A 16103-nucleotide genomic window follows, 5' to 3' on the forward strand; every position below is an offset into this window, starting at 1 on the left:
AAGGGGAGGGGTTGAACGGCGGGCAATCGCGGCCCGTGGGTTCCCTCTCTCGGGGGAGGGCGAATTCCGCCTCGTGGGCGACGTGCCCGCACTGTGCGCAGCCGTAGCGTCGAAGGCCCTGGACAGGATCGATCTCGCTGTCCGGCAAGCCGATTCGTCAGGAGGATCTGTGCTCTCCGCCTTCGTCCCGGCGGTGCGGAATCCGGAATTGCGGCGCCCGATCGTGTTCACGCTGGGATTGCTCGCGCTGTACCGCCTCGGGGCCGCGCTGCCCTCGCCCGGTGTCGACTACGCCGCCGTGCGCGGCTGTCTCGAAACCGTGTCCGGTGAACGATCGGCCGGGATATACCAGCTGATCGACCTCTTCTCGGGCGGCGCGATGCTGCAGCTGTCGGTGTTCGCGATCGGCATCATGCCGTTCATCACCGCGAGCATCATCACGCAGCTGCTGGGCGTGGTGATCCCGCGCTTCGAGGAGCTGCGCCGCGAAGGGCAGTCCGGTCAGGCGCGGATCACCCAGTACACCCGCTATCTCGCCATGGCGCTGGCGGTGCTGCAGGCGTCGACGCTGGTGGCGCTGGCGGCCCGCAAACAGCTGCTGCGCGGCTGCCCGGCCGATCTGCTGGCCGACACCTCGCTGTTCGGCATGATCATCATGGTGCTGGTCATGACCGCGGGCGCGGCGCTGGTCATGTGGTTCGGCGAACTGATCACCGAGCGCGGCATCGGCAACGGCATGTCGCTGCTCATCTTCACCGGCATCGCCGCGGGACTGCCGAGTCAGGGCCGGTCGATTCTGCGGGGCAGTGGTGGGCTGATCTTTACTGCCGTCTGTGTCGCCGTGGTGGCCCTGATCGTCGCGGTGATCTTCGTCGAGCAGGCGCAGCGCCGGATTCCGGTGCAGTACGCCAAGCGGGTGGTCGGGCGCAAGATGTACGGCGGATCCTCGACCTACCTGCCACTGAAGGTGAATCAGGCCGGTGTCATCCCGGTGATCTTCGCGTCCTCGCTGCTGTATCTGCCGAACCTGCTGGCGCAGTTGACCGGAAGCGCCGCGGGGGAGTCCGCGCGGTGGCAGGAGCTGATCCAGAAATATCTGGTCGACCCGAACAATCCGGTCTATGTCTCCGGCTATTTCGCGATGATCGTGTTCTTCACCTATTTCTACGTGGCGATCACCTTCGACCCCGAGGAGCGGGCGGACGAGATGAAGAAGTTCGGCGGGTTCATCCCGGGGTACCGGCCCGGCAAGCCGACCGCGACCTATCTGAACTTCGTCCTGAGCCGGATCACCCTGCCCGGTTCGCTCTACCTCGGCGCGGTGGCCGTCCTGCCGAATCTGCTGCTACACATCGGTCCCGGCACTCCGGCACAGAATCTCGCCTTCGGCGGCACCTCGGTGCTGATCGTGGTGAGCGTCGGCCTCGACACGGTCAAGCAGGTGGAGAGCCGGATGATGAACCAGAACTACACCGGATTCCTGCGCTGAAGCAGACTGTGCACATGGGATCGCTCTCCAATCGCCCCCTGCTGCTGCGGCTGGTGTCCACACTGGTGCTCGCGCTCAGCGCGACGGTGCTGTCGGCGGGCACCGCGCAGGCCGTCGCGCCGGTCGCGGGCCGCCTGGCGACGGTGCTGGTGGCCAACGATCATCTCGTATTCCGTTCGGGTATCAGGGCTGTCATCGACACCGAGCCGGATCTCCGCTGCGTCGCGGAGGTCGGCGACGGCGCCGCCGCCATCCGGGAGATGCGCCGGCTGCGGCCCGACATCGCCATCCTGGATCTGGATATGCCCGGTCTCGGCGATCCGGCGGCCCTCGACACCGTCGCCGAAATCGGCGGCGGCAGCCGCATTCTCACCCTCGCCACCGAGCACACCGACGAAAACCTCTACCGGGCAATGCGTCTCGGGGCCAGCGGGTTCCTCACCAAGTCGCTGCCGTCCCGGGACCTCGTCGCGGCCGTCCGGACCGCCGCGCGCGGTGACACGCTCATCGATCCCCGGCTGACCCGCCGCCTCATCACGCGGCTCACCCACGGCGTCGAACCATTCCCCGCCGCACCGGAATTGGCCTCGCTCACCCCGCGCGAACATCAGGTGCTGCTGCTGATGGCCAAGGCCCGCAGCAATGCCGAGATCGCCGCCGAACTCGGCGTCGGGGAGCAGACCGTCAAGACCCATGTGTCGAATGTGCTCGCCAAACTCGGTGTCCGCGACCGGGTTCAAGCGGTCGTCTACGCGCACACCCGCCGCATCGTGGAGTGAATTCGGCGGGCGGATCCGCGCGATGTCGGCAATCATGTTGCGCGTAAACGCAGAGGACAACCGCGAGACGACGGGGAGCGATGGCGGCGGTATCGGAAACAAGTGACGGGCTCGGCGACAGCCGGATCGAGGCGCAGGGCGAGGTCGCGGTCGCGGTGCTCGCACTCGACAGCGGGGACGTGACGCACGCGGCGGACCATATCGGGGCGGCGCTGCACCTGGATCCCGCCCTGCCCGAGGCGCACGAGGCGCTGGCACGGCTCGTGGTGGCCGCCGGGGGAGTGGACGGGGCCCTCGCGTGCTATCCCACGGATCGCCCGTACGCCGGTGCGATGGCCGCGCGGGCGCACCTGCTGGCCGCGGGCGAGCACTGGGACGCGGCGGTGTCGCTGCTGGCGCAGGTCGTCGCCTTCGATCCGTCGCTGCCGTGGGCGCGGGTGGCGTGGCTCGAACGGCCCGGTCTCGCCGCGGCTTTGAGCGCCGAGACCGTTCTGCACGCCGTGCTGGCCCTCACCCGCGAACTGCCCGAACCGGTGCCGGAGCAGGGACGCGCCACGCTCGCACCGCTGTACGAGCTGCTGTGCGCCGCCGTCGAGCGGCCGGAATCGGATTCCCGGCTGCTGGCCATGGGATCGGGGCTGGCGCGGCGGTTCACCGCCTTCGAACGCGCGGAATCCCTTGCGCTGCGGGCCCATCGAATGCAGCCGGATCAGATCACCAGTGTGATGCTGGGGCAGGTGTATCGCGCGACCGGCCGCGCCGACGACGCGATCACGGTGTGGCTCGAACAGCTGCGGCGTGATCCCGCCGACGACTATCTGCAGACCGATCTCGCCGAGCTGTACGCCGACACCGGCCGCCCCGAACTCGGCGTGCCCTGGCTCGAACGCGTGCTCGCCGCCGCCCCGGCGCACGAGAAGGCCGCGCCCGCACTGCTCGGGCTGCGCTACCGCATCGATCAGGACCCCCGGCATCTGGTCGCACTCGCCGACCACTTCCGCGACCATCCGGACCACCACTACGCGAACGATCTGCTGACCCGGTTCTGCGGCGACGCCTCCTGGCTCGGCTACCTCGAGGCCGCGACCGAATCGCTGGTGAACCTGCTGCACCAGGTGATCGAGGAGGGCCCCGAGGGGTATCGGGATCTCGAACTGCGGTGCACGGTCTCCGCGATCGAACCGCCCAGCGCCGCCCTGACCCTGCGGCAGGTGATGCGCAAGGTCGACATCACGGTCTCCGAGGCGGGCGACCCCGATCCCCGGCGCGGCGACGACGAGTGGAATCCGGCGGGCGCCGTGGTGTGGCACTACCCGGGCGACGGCCTGCTCGCGGAACCCGCCGTCCCCGCGCCGTCCCCCGACGCGGCCGAGAAGATCCGGCAGACAGCGCAATTGCGCTGGCCGCACCTGCCCGCCGCCTACGACTTCGCCGTCCAGCTCTCGGAGGTGCCGCTGCCGGACCTGCTCGGCGCGCTGGTCCATCCGCCCGCGACCCCCGACAACGAGATACTGCGCGACCTCCTCACCCAGTATCCGGACCTGTGGGTGCGCGCGGTTCAGATGTGGTCGTGCCTGGGTATCGCGCACCATCGGGCCGATGAGCCGTGGGACCAATCCACCAGGCGCGCAGTACTTCTAAACCTGTTGCACGGTCCCGAGGACTGGGTCTGCGAGGCGGCCGCGGTCGCGCTCATCGCGATCGCGTGGACCCGGCCCGACACTCGCGCGGATATCGGCCACGCGATCTGTCACCGCTTCGTGACACTGGCCCAGGCCGCGCGGTCACGGGCGGTCACCATTCTGGAGTCGTTCTGCCGGTTGACCCTCGCGTGCCCGTGGGTGGACGAGGAGTATCTCGGCCTCGCCCGGAAGCTGGTGGCCGCCACGGACTGACCGGCGGCGCGCGTGACCGGGCCGCATCGAACAATGAGCACGAACGAGAACCTGCTGGAACGCTGGGCCGATCCGACGCCGGTGGCGGCCGGCGCGGGTTTCCGCTGCGCGGATTCGGGCGGTGAGGAAGCGGTTGGCATGCGGGGCGATACGGCGGGGTGGGAATCGGTCGTGCATTGTCGGCCGATTCGTATAGGTTGGCAGTCGTGTCGATGATGAAGGGTGCCAATGTTCCGGTGCCGATGAACGCCGTTCGCGTCGAACTGGGGTGGCAATCGGGGCCGGGAATTCCGGACGCGGACGGATCCGCGCTATTGCTCGTCGGGGGAAAAGTCCGGTCCGACAACGACTTCGTGTTCTACAACCAGGCGGTGCATCCGTCCGGTGCGGTCCGCCACGAGGGTAAGCAGCGCGGCGCGACTGTCGTCGACGCGCTGTCGGTGGATCTGGGGCGCGTCGAGCCGCAGATCGAGACCATCGTGATCGCGGCCTCCACCGATGGTGGGACCTTCGGTCAGTTCCGCGGCATCTACGTGCGCGTGGTCGACGCGATGAACGGCGCCGAGGTGGCGCGGTTCGACAGCACCGACGCCAGCACCGAGACGGCGTTCGTGCTCGGCGAGTTGTACCGGCGGCAGGGCGCGTGGAAGTTCCGCGCGGTCGGCCAGGGGTACAACACCGGGTTGGGCGGGCTGGCAACCGATTTCGGCATCTCCGTGGACGAACCCGCGCCCGCGCCGCAGCCGTACGCGCCGCCGCCCCCGCCGCAGCCGCAGTATCAGCAACCGCCGCAGCAGCAGTTCGCGCCGCCCCCGCCACCGCAGCAGCAGTTCGCTCCGCCGCCCCCGCAGCCGCAGTACCAGCAGCCGCCGCAGCAGCAATACGCGCCACCGCCTCCGCCGCAACAGCAGCAGTTCGCGCCGCCGCCACAGCAGCCTCCGGCCCAGCAGGGCGCCCCGGTCAACCTGACCAAGATCTCGCTGACCAAGGAAGCGCCCACGGTCTCGCTGACCAAGTCCGGCGCCACCGGCGGCAACCTGCGCTTCAACCTGAACTGGGTCAACAACAAGCGCGGTCTGTTCGGCGGCCGCAAGAGCGGTCAGGGCGGCATCGACCTGGACCTGTGCTGCTTCTACGAATTGGCCAACGGCGCAATCGGATCCGTGCGCGCGCTGGACCGCCGGTTCGGCGACCTGCACAATCCGCCGTTCATCCGCCTCGATCAGGACGACCGCACCGGCGCCAGCGCCAACGGCGAGAACATCGACATCAACCTCGATTTCACCCAGTTCTTCCGCCGCATCCTGATCTTCACCTCGCTCTACGACGGCGCCCGTGATTTCCGCGGCGTACAGGCCACCGCCACCCTCTACCCGGTCAACAGCATCCCGATCGAGATGACCCTCGACGGCTGCGTCGACGATTCCCGCGACGCCGTACTCGCCATGATCGAGAACGTGAACGGTGAGATGGTCGTGCGCCGCGAATGCACCTTCATCCGCCCGCCGCACGGCCAGCCCGGTGGCGGCGTATCGGAGATCAACCGGATCTACAACTGGGGCTTCGAGGTCCGCGCCGGCCGCGGCAAGGACTGAATCTCCAGCGGGACCGTATCGGTCGAATCGGGTTCCGTTGTCATCGCGTCCCTATCCGGTGACAACGGTTCCCGCTTGCGCTGCCGCGCCGCCCACCACGCTTTGATCTGCGAGAAGCGGGTGGCGCGGGCGGGCCAGAACTCCTGCACGCTGGCATTGAACTCGGCGCCGAGAATCACGGCGAAACCGAGGAAGAACGTGAACAGCAGGAAGGCGATCGGCGTGGCGAGCGCGCCGTAGCTGATGCCCGTCCGGGTGATCCAGGACAGGTAGCGGCGCAGGCCCTCACTGGCCGCCATGAAGAACACGCCCGCCACCAGCGCGCCGCCGAACAGCCGATGCCAGGGCAGCGTGCGATGCAGGGCCAGTTTGTAGAGCGTGGTCAGGCCGACGATGAGCAGCAGCGCCGTGCCCGGGTAGTAGAACGCGTCGATCAGGCGCAGGCCCGGCTCCTTCCACCCGGTCGGCAGCACCCGCCCGATCAGCGACGGCCCGAGTGCCACCAGCGGCAGGATCAGCACCGACACCACCAGGAAGCCCACGTACAGCAGCAGCGCGAACACCCGCTGCCACACCGGGTGGCGGGCCTCGGCCTGCCCGTGCGCGGCGGTGATCGCGTCCACGAAGGTGGCCATGGCCGAGGACCCGGCCCACAGCGACAGCACGAAACCCACCGACACCACGCCGCCGTGCCCCTTGCGCAGCACGTCGTTGACCGTCGGCGCGATGAGATCGTCGACCACGGTGGGGCTGAACAGGTTCCGGCTGAAGGTCAGGATCTTGGACTGCACGATGTCGACCGTGTTCGGGCCGAACCAGTGACCCACATACCCGAGGCTGCCCAGGAGTCCGAGCAGCAGGGGAGCAAGCGACAGCGTCTGCCAGAAGGCGGCCGCGGCGGATTTCGCGAAAATCGAATCGTCCCAGGCCTTCACCGCGACATGGGTGACGAGTTCCGGAATGCGGCGCAACCGTGTGACGGTGCGCACGCCCGGCCCCTCCGGCGACGGCGCGCCGGAGTGTCCAGGGGGAGGGTCGTGCTCTTTCATCGTGGCCTAAGCATCGCCTACCAGCGAAAGGATTGGGAGCGGACCCGCGATGTGTCGTGCGGCACTACAACGGGCTGTGTCGGATTGGTGCGGTGTCGGTTCGGATCGCTACTCTCTGTCGAGTGACTTCGGGTGGTGGCGGTTCGCTTCGTGCATGGCAGCGTAGGGCTCTCACCAAGTATCTGACGCAGAAGCCACGGGACTTCCTCGCGGTGGCGACGCCGGGCGCCGGTAAGACCACGTTCGCGCTGCGCATCGCCGCCGAACTGCTCGCCGACCGCACCGTCGACCAGGTGACGGTCGTCGCGCCCACCGAGCACCTCAAACACCAGTGGGCGTCCTCGGCCAAGCGCAACGGCATCCAGCTGGATTCGAACTTCTCCAACTCCACGGGCGCGACCTCGGCCGACTATCACGGTGTGGTCGTCACCTACGCGCAGGTGGCCTCGCATCCGTTCAAGCATCGAGTGCGCACCGAGAATCGGCGCACCCTGGTCATCTTCGACGAGATCCACCACGCCGGTGACGCCAAGAGCTGGGGTGAGGGCGTCGAGGAGGCGTTCGGGGACGCGACCCGGCGACTGGCGCTGACCGGTACGCCCTTCCGCAGTGACGACTCCAAGATCCCGTTCATCACCTACGAGGTGGACCAGTCCGGTTTCGAGAAGTCGCGCGCCGACCACACCTACGGCTACTCCGAGGCGCTCGCCGACGGCGTGGTGCGGCCCGTCGTCTTCCTCGCCTACTCCGGTGAGGCGCAGTGGCGCGACAGCGCGGGGGAAGAGTATTCCGCCCGCCTGGGTGAGCCGCTGAACGCCGAACAGACCGCGCGCGCCTGGCGTACCGCCCTCGACCCCGCGGGCGACTGGATGTCGAAGGTGCTCACCGCCGCCGACACCCGGCTGCGGCAGCTGCGCGCCACCGGCATGACCGACGCCGGCGGCCTGGTCATCGCCACCGACCAGGAGAAGGCGCGCGACTACGCCGAACTGCTGGAACATATTTCGGGCACCAAGCCGACCATCGTGCTCTCCGACGATCCGGGCTCCTCGGCGCGCATCGACGAGTTCAGCGCCAGCACCGACCCGTGGATGGTGGCGGTGCGCATGGTGTCCGAGGGCGTCGACGTGCCGCGCCTGGCGGTCGGCGTGTACGCCACCAGCGCGTCCACCCCGCTGTACTTCGCGCAGGCCATCGGGCGCTTCGTGCGTGCCCGACGCACCGGTGAGACCGCGAGCGTGTTCCTGCCGTCGGTGCCGGTGCTGCTGGATCTGGCCGCGCAGCTGGAGTTGCAGCGCGACCACGTGATCGGCAAACCGCATCGCGAGAAGAACGAGCTCGACGACGAAGTGCTGATCGACGCCAACAAACAGAAGGACGAACCGGGCGAGGAGGAGCGCAAGTTCATCGCCCTGGCCGCGGACGCCGAACTCGATCAGGTCATCTACGACGGTGACTCGTTCGGCACCGCGACCTTCTCGGGTAGTGACGAGGAGGCCGACTACCTCGGCATCCCCGGGCTGCTGGACGCCGATCAGATGAAGGCGCTGCTGCGCGACCGGCAGGCCCGCCAGATCAAGGACCGCAGTGCCGCGGCCGCCGCCCCCGAATCCGGGGCCGGGATCGCGGCGGCCACCGAGCGGGCCGCCACCTCCGATCGGCTGAGTGAGTTGCGTCGCGAACTCAACAGCCTGGTGGCCATGCACCACCACCGCACCGGCAAACCGCACGGTGTCATCCACGGTGAGCTACGCCGCGAATGTGGTGGCCCGCCAACCGCTTTGGCCACCGCCGACCAGCTCGAGCAGCGGATCGCGGCGCTGCGCCGAATGTGAGTCACCGGGGGCCGGGAGCGACCTACGGGCGATTCAGTGTTGCTGACTGATTGCCCTTACGCTTAGCCGGTGACACAGCCCAGCACCCTGCGATCCGGTGCGCTCTCCCTGGCCTCCAGCGTCGTCATCGGCGTGGCCTCGGCCGGACCCGCCTACAGCATCACCGCCACCCTCGGCCTGGTGGTGGCCGCCGTCGGCCTGCAATCACCGGTCATCGTCGTGCTGGCGTTCATTCCGATGTTGCTGGTGGCCATCGGATATCGCGATCTCAACGCGGTGGAACCCGATCCCGGCACCACCTTCGTCTGGGCCACCCGCGCCTTCGGACCGTTCACCGGCTGGATGGCGGGCTGGGCCATCGTGGTCTCGGATCTGCTGGTGATGGCGAGCCTGGCGCAGATCAGCTCGCAGTACACCTTCCTGCTGCTCGGGGCCGACGGGATCGGCTCGGACGCCACCAGCCCGTGGGTGCTGGCGCTGGGCATCGTGTACCTGATCGCCATGACGCTGGTCGCCGTATTCGGCATCGACGTGTCCGCGCGGCTGCAGTCGTGGCTGCTGGCCGTGGAATTCGGCATGCTGGCGGTGTTCTCGGTGGTGGCGCTCGCGCGCGTGCTGCTCGGGAACGCACCCGCCGGATCGAGCCTGCCGCACTGGGAATGGTTCAACCCGTTCGCGATCGGCTCCTTCTCCGACTTCGTCACCGCACTGCTGCTCATGGTGTTCATCTACTGGGGCTGGGATTCGGCCGTCGCGGTCAACCAGGAGACCGTGGACCCGCGGCATACGCCCGGACGGTCGGCGGTACTGTCCACCATCACCCTCGTCGGGCTGTACCTGCTCGTCACGGTGGCCGCCCAGGCCTTCGCCGGAACCGGTACGGACGGACTGGGATTGGCCAACCCCGACCACGTCGACGACGTTCTGGGCGCACTCGGCACGGCGGTCTTCGGCGACAGCGCGATCGGTTCGGTACTGGTGCACCTGCTGTTCCTGATGGTGCTCACCTCGGCCGCGGCCTCCACCCAGACCACCATCCTGCCCACCGCGCGCACCACCTACTCGATGGCCCTGCACCACGCGCTGCCGGACGCCTTCGCCCGCATCCACCCGCGCTACCGCACGCCGATCTTCTCGACCTGGGTGTTCGGCGGACTGTCGATCCTGCTGTACGTGGTGCTGAACTTCGCCTCCGGCGGGCGCATGATCGCCGACGCGGTGACCGCCATCGGCATCTCCATCGGGCTCTACTACGGCCTCACCGGGGTCAGCTGCGCCTGGCTGTATCGAGACCGATTCGCCTCGGACCCACGGGCTCTCGTGATGAAGGGCGTACTGCCCGCACTCGGCGGCTTCGCACTGCTGTTCGCCGCGGGCTGGACGGCGGTGACCTCGTTCGCGCCCGCCGAGGACACCGCGTCCTGGAGTATGCCGTTCCCGCCGCACTGGCATATCGGCAGCACATTCCTGCTCGGCGTCGGCACCCTGCTCATCGGCGTGGTGATCTACGTGATCCTCGCCAAGATCATGCCCCCGTTCTTCCGGGGCGAGGTGCTCGCCCGGGAACTGCCGGAACCCTCCGACACGATCATCGAATCGGATGCCTTGCCGCGCAGCTGATCTCGTTCGCCACGCGGCAGGCTCGGCTCACTTCTCGCAGGCCACGCCGTCCCCGTCGCGATCCAGGTCGGAGCGGTAGCCGGGATCCCCGCGATACAGCGGCGCGGCACCGGCGGCCTTGGCCGCGGCACAGTTCTTGTAGTACGCCGACGCGGCCTGGGTCGTGGGCGGCACGGTCACCGCGGGCGGCGCGGGTACCTCCACCCTGGTGGGCACCTCCGGCGCCGGTTCCACCGGCACGGTCGGCGCGCTCGGCGCTCCCGCGGGCGCTGTGGTCGGGGCCGGCGGGAGGAGTGAGGTCGTGGCCGGTGCGACCGTGGTGGTGGTGGTGGTGGTGGTGGTCGTGGTGGTGGCTGCCGCGACCGTGGTGGTCGTGGTCGATTTCGCGGTCGACCGGGTGCTGCTACCGCAACCGGTGACCATGGCGACGGCGGTGATCGCCGCGGCCGCGAGCAGCACGATATGTCGATACTTCATGTAATTCCCAATTGGTCGAATGTGTTGACACGACCGGGAATTCGAGCAGACCCCCAGGCGCTTCCCGGCCGGGCGCACACATTGCCACGCCCGCCGGACAGTCGCGGGGATTTCCGGAAACTGAATGCTTCGCCCTGAGTACCCGCCGCTTCGCGGACCTCAGCGGGCGAAATACCGGCCGGGCGGAATACCGACCTCGCGGCGGAACGCGGCGACATAGGCGCTCGGGGTGGCATAGCCGACGCGGGCGGCGATCCGCGAGACCGGCAGGCCGTCGGCGAGCAGCGGCAGCGAGGCGGCCAGCCGGATCTGAGTTCGCCAGTGGCCGAACGTGATTCCGGTCTCCGCCAGGAACGCGCGAGCCAGTGTGCGCGGGCTGGCGGCGGCGTCGGCGGCGAGCTCGGCGAGGGTGCGCTGATCGGCCGGGTCGGCGATCAGCGCGTCGGCGACCCGGCGGGCGCGCGGATCCTCGGGCAGCCGCGCGCCGATGGGTATGACGTCCACCGGTTCCAGCAGGTCGAAGATCACCGTCTCCGCGTGGCGGCGCTGGGTATCCGGGGTGGTCACGGCGGTGAGGTGGCCGAACAGCTCGTGCAGCAGCGCGGTCACCCGCAGCATGGTGGGCGCGGGGAAGACGACGGGGGTGCGGTCCGGCTCCAGGTAGATGCCGCTCATGTGTGCGCCCTCGTAGGTGCCCGTGCGGTGGCGTACCCCGCCGGGAATCCACAGCGCCCGGGTGGGCGGCAGCACCCAGCGGCCCCCGGGTGTCTCCACGGTGATGACACCCTGTGTGGCCCAGGCGATCTGGTGCTGCGGATGCTCGTGCTCGTCGAACCAGAGCCCCGGCGGCAGGACACCCGCGCCGAACACCATGGCCGTGGGACCGGTGGGAGCGGGGAATACCGAGGTGTGGCTGTTTGGCGACACGGTTTGTCACTCTAGGCCGTTTCGGTCTCGGTTAGGGCGTCCTAACGTGGCGGTATGGGGATGAACATTTTTCACCAGCTGTGCTGCCGGTCCTCGGTATGGGAGCGGGTGACCGCCACCCGTATCGTGCCGTGGGCGCTGCGGGAGGTGGAGCTCGGCGACAAGGCGCTCGAGGTCGGACCGGGGTACGGCGCGAATGTGCGCACGCTACGGGAACGCACACCGGAACTCGTCGGACTGGAGATCGATCCGAAACTGGCGGCGCGACTGCGCACCAGGCACGCGTCGGAGCTGCGCGTCATCGACGGCGACGGCACCGCTATGCCGTTGCCGGACAAGGAATTCAGCTCGGTGGTGTGCTTCACCATGCTGCATCACGTGCCGTCGCCGGGAGCGCAGGACGAGCTGTTCGCCGAGGCGTTGCGGGTGCTGCGGCCCGGCGGAGTGTTCGCGGGCAGCGACGGGCTGAACAGCCCGGCCTTCCGGCTCATGCACCTCGGCGACACCTGCGTGCCGGTGCCGCCCGCGACCCTGGCCGATCGGCTCACCCGCATCGGGTTCACCGATATCGAGATCGACACCGCGCCAACCATGTTCCGCTTCCGCGCCCGGCGGCCCTGAACCGCCGGAAAACCATTCGATCGCCGGGCGAGCAGGTGCCTAGCCTGGTCAGATGATGTCGATCAGACTCGGACGGCCGGAGGAAGCGGCGGAGCTCACCGAACTGGTGATGCGGTCCAAGGCGCACTGGGGTTATCCGGCGGAGTTCCTGGAGCGGGTGCGGCCGGAACTGACCCTGCACCCAGAACAGGTGGTGCCGCACCGGACGCTGGTGGCCGAAGTCGAGGGCCGGGCCGCCGGCCTCGCGACCGTGGTCGGCGAACCGGACCACGGCGAACTGGATCTGCTCTTCGTGGATCCCTGGGCGATGGGCCGCGGCGTGGGACGCGATCTGCTGCTCGAGGCGGCGGAACGCGCACGCGCCGAAGGATTCACCCGGCTCGACATCGAGTCCGATCCCAGGGCCGAGACGTTCTACCTCCACCTGGGCGCGGTGCGGGTGGGTGAGTCCGTCTCACGGTCCTCCGGACGGGCCCTGCCGCTGCTGCGACTTGCCCTGTGAGGCAGCGTGCGCGACGCGGTGGTCGCCGGGCGCGCTGACCGGCGGGCGCGCACGCCGGTGGGTGCGCTGACCGGCGAGTGCGTAGCCGACGGGCGCGCACGCTGGTGGGGCGCTATCCGACGGGCGCGCACGCCGGTGGGCCGCTAGCCGACGGGGACGTCGAAGAACGTGGCCGGGTCCAGCGCCTCGATCGCGGTCCAGCGCGGCGCGGGTAGGTCCACGGCCTCCTCCTCGCCGTCGCGCGCCATCCGGTAACCCTGGAGATCCAGTGCCAGCCACGGGTTCTGGTCCACCCGCAGGGCCAGCGCGTAGCAGGTGGCGAGCATGTGCAGGCAGCGCTGGTTGCGGGCGCGGCAGGAACAGTCGGCGTTCGCCAGCACCGGGGCCAGGGTGATGCCCGCCGCGCGCAGGGCGGCGTGCACGTCGTCGCCGAGGGTGAGGGCGCCGGCCGGGATGTGGTCGGCGATGGCGCGCACGGTCGCGGCGGGCAGCGGGGTCAGCTCCAGATAGGTGACCGAGGCTTCCGCGCCGCGATGGATGGCGGCCTTCACGTGGACGCCGTCGATCTCGAGCTGTACGCCGCCGTTGCGGGCGACGCTGCGGGCGCGGGGGAGCAGGGGTTCGGGCTTGGTGAGGGACAGTGGTTCGGCCAGGCGCACCCAGTCCTTGCCCCACGGGGTGTAGCCGAAGTCGTTGTCGGGCATATCAGTTGCCTCGTTTCCGGCGCAGCAGTTCGAACAGGCGGTCGTCGTCGAGGCGGGCCAGCGCGGCCACCCCGGCGGTATCGGTGAGGTCGGTGAGCGCCGACTTGCGGTCGTGCATGCCCGCGATGTGCTCCTCGACGGTGGTGCCCGAGGTCAGCGTGGTGACCGTGACGGTGCGGGTCTGCCCGATGCGGTGCGCGCGATCGGAGGCCTGCGCCTCCACCGCCGGATTCCACCAGCGGTCGAAGTGGATGACATCGGCGGCCCGGGTGAGGGTCAGGCCGGTGCCCGCCGCCCGCAGGCTGAGCACGAGAACCGGTGGGCCGTCCGGGGATTGGAAGTCTTTCACGATCTTCCCGCGCTCGGCCTGATTCAAGCCGCCGTGGAAGAACGGCACCGTCACCCCGAACTGTTCGGCGCACTGCCGCACCAGCAATTCCCCGGTGCGCCGGTACTGCGTGAACACCAGCGTCGGCGCACCCACCTCGACATTGTTGGCGAGGATGTCGAAGCAGACATCGAATTTGCCGGAGCGGCCCGGCAATTCGTCGAGTTCCCCGGTGATGAGGCCGGGGTGGTTGCACACCTGCTTCAGTTCGGTGAGCACCGCCAGCACCCGGGTGTGCCGGGCCGCGCCCGACCCGAAGCCCTCCGACTCGGCCTTGTCGAGCAGCCGGTCGTAGAGGCGTTCCTGCTCGTCGGTGAGATCACACACCAGATCGGCGTGGATCTTCGGCGGCAGGGTGGTGGCCACCTGGGACTTCTTGCGCGCCAGCACGATCGGCTCCAGTGCGTCCCGCAGCCGGATCACCGCCGCCGCGGAGCCCTCGTGGATCGGCTTGACGTACCGCCGCCGGAACTGCGCCTTGTGCGTGAACTCCTGCGGCACCACCAGATTCAGCAGCGCCCACAGTTCGTCGAGGTGGTTCTCCACGGGTGTGCCGGTCAGCGCCACCCGCACCTGCGCCGGAATCGCGCGCGCCGCCTTGGCCACCTGGGTGCGCGGATTCTTCAGCACCTGCGCCTCGTCGAACACCGTGCTCGCCCACCGGGTTCCGCTCAGCGCCGCACCGTGCCCGCGCAGCGTCGGATAGCCGGTGACCACCACCGTTCCCGCCTCCGCCGACAGCTCACCGCCCCGGTAGGCGGACGCGCGCAGGCCCGGCGCGAACCGTTCGATCTCGTGCACCCAGTTGCCGACCAGCGAGGTCGGGCAGACCACCAGCTGCGGTCCGTCCTGCGCGCGCCCCAGCAGAAAGCCGATCGCCTGCACCGTCTTTCCGAGGCCCATCTCGTCGGCGAGCACCGCGCCGCCGTAGGTGCCGGTGGCTTCGCACAGCCAGGTGATGCCGCGCGCCTGATACGGCCGCAGCTCCGCCTTCAGCGACGACCGCAGCTCGGCGTCGAGGGCGAGGGTGCGCTCGAACGCGCCCAGCGCCCGCGAGGCGGCGACCACGGCGGTACCGGCGGCATTGGGTACCGCGTGTGCCGCGGGTGGCAGCGCGGGCGCGTCACCGTGGAACGCGGCCCGCCAGGCGGCGACCGACGCCCCGGCCTCCGCCAGCTCGAGTCCCGCGAACCGCGCCGGTTCGACCAGCGCGCTCGGCACCCCGGTCACCGCGATCCCGTCCGGTCCGGGCACGGCCAGCTCGACCGTCTCCGGCTCACCGATCCCGTCGGGCGCGCGGCCGGGTGCGTGCCCGGTCCACGTCCAGACCGCGAACATGTGCTGGTCGGGCAGATAGGTGGCGTGCACGGGGGACAGGGCGACTCCTCGACTCGGGGTGATCAGGCCGGACAATCTCGGTTGTATCCAATCGGCGCGAATCGTGCACATAGGCATACGCCGTGCTGTGACGGCGATCACGCCGGGTGCCCGGAAACGCAACAGCGGGCGACCGTCTGGTCGCCCGCTGCCGGGTTTTCTGTTGGGAAGATGAAATTGTCGAGCGGACCCCTCGAGGCTGAAACCGAAGCCCTCGAGGTGGAGGAGCTGTTACAGCGCCGGTGCCGACTCCGTGTCGATCACGGCTTCGAGCTCACGGAGACGATCCATGTGCTCATTGGCGTGATGCTGGCAGAAGAGCAACTCACCACCGGCGGGAAGGGTCGCACGTACACGTGCTCCCGCGCCGCAGCGGTCACAACGGTCGACCGCGGTCAGTGGGGTGCTTGTCAGGGTTCCTGGCATGACTCCTCCGTCCCGGCTCCGGGTGCTCGCACACCCTTTGCCAAGTGTGGGGGCTCGCGGTCCACTCCGCGAACCTCGCTACCGCTACTTCCCAGCAGTGGTTGATGACTACTCTGTCAGACGTTTGGTTATCGGTCTTTGTTCCCGTGGAGTTTCCTCTGTGTTTTGCCTAACACGACCTGCGGTTTCGCTGAAAGCGAACAGGCCTCGGGGAATACCCGCGGGAGCCGGATGACCGCTCCCGTTTCACGCTGATCGAGTTGTCTATCGGGAGACTACCCGGCACGTCCGACACTCACACTCCGATTGGATAACCCTCAGGCCACGAGGTAGCAAGCTCACAGCCACGAAGGGTCCAGATCGAGGGTCGTGCGATCACGGGAATCCAGGAGCGCGAACATCGCTGCGGTGCGCGGCAA

General features: G+C 69.0%; 14 protein-coding genes. 8 read left to right on the top strand and 6 right to left on the bottom strand.

Going from position 1 to position 16103, the window contains the following annotated elements; all coding sequences use genetic code 11:
- Positions 1-169 precede the first annotated feature (169 nt).
- The 4 genes from secY (at position 170) to JK358_RS35060 (ending at position 5758) form a co-directional block, all read left to right on the top strand.
- A complete protein-coding gene (gene secY, locus JK358_RS35045; protein ID WP_201956781.1) occupies positions 170-1489 on the top strand; it encodes a preprotein translocase subunit SecY in 1320 nt (439 codons plus the stop codon).
- A 14-nt stretch (positions 1490-1503) separates the two neighbouring features.
- Positions 1504-2268, top strand: coding sequence for a LuxR C-terminal-related transcriptional regulator (locus JK358_RS35050; RefSeq protein WP_201956784.1), 765 nt, complete (start codon positions 1504-1506; stop codon positions 2266-2268).
- An 80-nt stretch (positions 2269-2348) separates the two neighbouring features.
- Positions 2349-4163 carry a tetratricopeptide repeat protein gene (locus JK358_RS35055; protein WP_201956788.1) on the top strand — a complete coding sequence of 605 codons (1815 nt, stop codon included), beginning with the start codon at positions 2349-2351 and terminating at the stop codon, positions 4161-4163.
- Positions 4164-4321: 158 nt separating this feature from the next.
- Positions 4322-5758, top strand: coding sequence for a TerD family protein (locus tag JK358_RS35060; RefSeq protein ID WP_307817886.1), 1437 nt, complete (start codon positions 4322-4324; stop codon positions 5756-5758).
- Here JK358_RS35060 and JK358_RS35065 read toward each other — a convergent pair.
- The gene (locus JK358_RS35065) at positions 5713-6807 is read right to left on the bottom strand and encodes a YihY/virulence factor BrkB family protein (protein WP_201956790.1); all 1095 of its coding nucleotides are present in this window, start codon (positions 6805-6807) and stop codon (positions 5713-5715) included. The two genes, JK358_RS35060 and JK358_RS35065, sit on opposite strands and share 46 nt — an antisense overlap.
- Before the next feature lie 122 nt (positions 6808-6929).
- Between JK358_RS35065 and JK358_RS35070 the strand changes: the two genes are divergently transcribed.
- Both JK358_RS35070 and JK358_RS35075 read left to right on the top strand, forming a co-directional pair.
- Positions 6930-8642 carry a DEAD/DEAH box helicase gene (locus tag JK358_RS35070; protein WP_307817887.1) on the top strand — a complete coding sequence of 571 codons (1713 nt, stop codon included), beginning with the start codon at positions 6930-6932 and terminating at the stop codon, positions 8640-8642.
- 69 nt (positions 8643-8711) lie between these two features.
- Positions 8712-10262 (top strand): APC family permease, encoded by a 1551-nt coding sequence (locus tag JK358_RS35075; protein WP_201956792.1) that lies wholly within the window; start codon positions 8712-8714, stop codon positions 10260-10262.
- 27 nt (positions 10263-10289) lie between these two features.
- On the opposite strand, the gene JK358_RS35080 is transcribed toward JK358_RS35075, so the two are convergent.
- Complete coding sequence (locus tag JK358_RS35080; protein ID WP_201956795.1) at positions 10290-10739, bottom strand: excalibur calcium-binding domain-containing protein; 450 nt, start codon at positions 10737-10739, stop codon at positions 10290-10292.
- A 159-nt stretch (positions 10740-10898) separates the two neighbouring features.
- Complete coding sequence (locus tag JK358_RS35085) at positions 10899-11666, bottom strand: AraC family transcriptional regulator (protein ID WP_307817888.1); 768 nt, start codon at positions 11664-11666, stop codon at positions 10899-10901.
- 54 nt (positions 11667-11720) lie between these two features.
- Between JK358_RS35085 and JK358_RS35090 the strand changes: the two genes are divergently transcribed.
- The gene (locus JK358_RS35090) at positions 11721-12287 is read left to right on the top strand and encodes a class I SAM-dependent methyltransferase (RefSeq protein ID WP_201956810.1); all 567 of its coding nucleotides are present in this window, start codon (positions 11721-11723) and stop codon (positions 12285-12287) included.
- A gap of 52 nt (positions 12288-12339) precedes the next feature.
- On the top strand, positions 12340-12789 hold the full coding sequence (locus tag JK358_RS35095; RefSeq protein ID WP_201956824.1) for a GNAT family N-acetyltransferase: 450 nt from the start codon (positions 12340-12342) through the stop codon (positions 12787-12789).
- Positions 12790-12932: 143 nt separating this feature from the next.
- Here JK358_RS35095 and JK358_RS35100 read toward each other — a convergent pair whose 3' ends face one another.
- From JK358_RS35100 to JK358_RS39670, 3 genes are all read right to left on the bottom strand, one after another.
- Positions 12933-13493 (bottom strand): hypothetical protein, encoded by a 561-nt coding sequence (locus JK358_RS35100; protein WP_201956827.1) that lies wholly within the window; start codon positions 13491-13493, stop codon positions 12933-12935.
- A 1-nt stretch (position 13494) separates the two neighbouring features.
- The gene (locus JK358_RS35105) at positions 13495-15219 is read right to left on the bottom strand and encodes a DEAD/DEAH box helicase (protein WP_201957081.1); all 1725 of its coding nucleotides are present in this window, start codon (positions 15217-15219) and stop codon (positions 13495-13497) included.
- A 270-nt stretch (positions 15220-15489) separates the two neighbouring features.
- Positions 15490-15684: a DUF7455 domain-containing protein gene (locus tag JK358_RS39670; RefSeq protein WP_231084934.1), complete on the bottom strand. Its 195-nt coding sequence runs from the start codon at positions 15682-15684 to the stop codon at positions 15490-15492.
- Positions 15685-16103 lie beyond the last annotated feature (419 nt).

The sequence above is a fragment of the Nocardia acididurans genome (genome assembly GCF_016741815.1).
Taxonomy (GTDB): domain Bacteria; phylum Actinomycetota; class Actinomycetes; order Mycobacteriales; family Mycobacteriaceae; genus Nocardia; species Nocardia acididurans.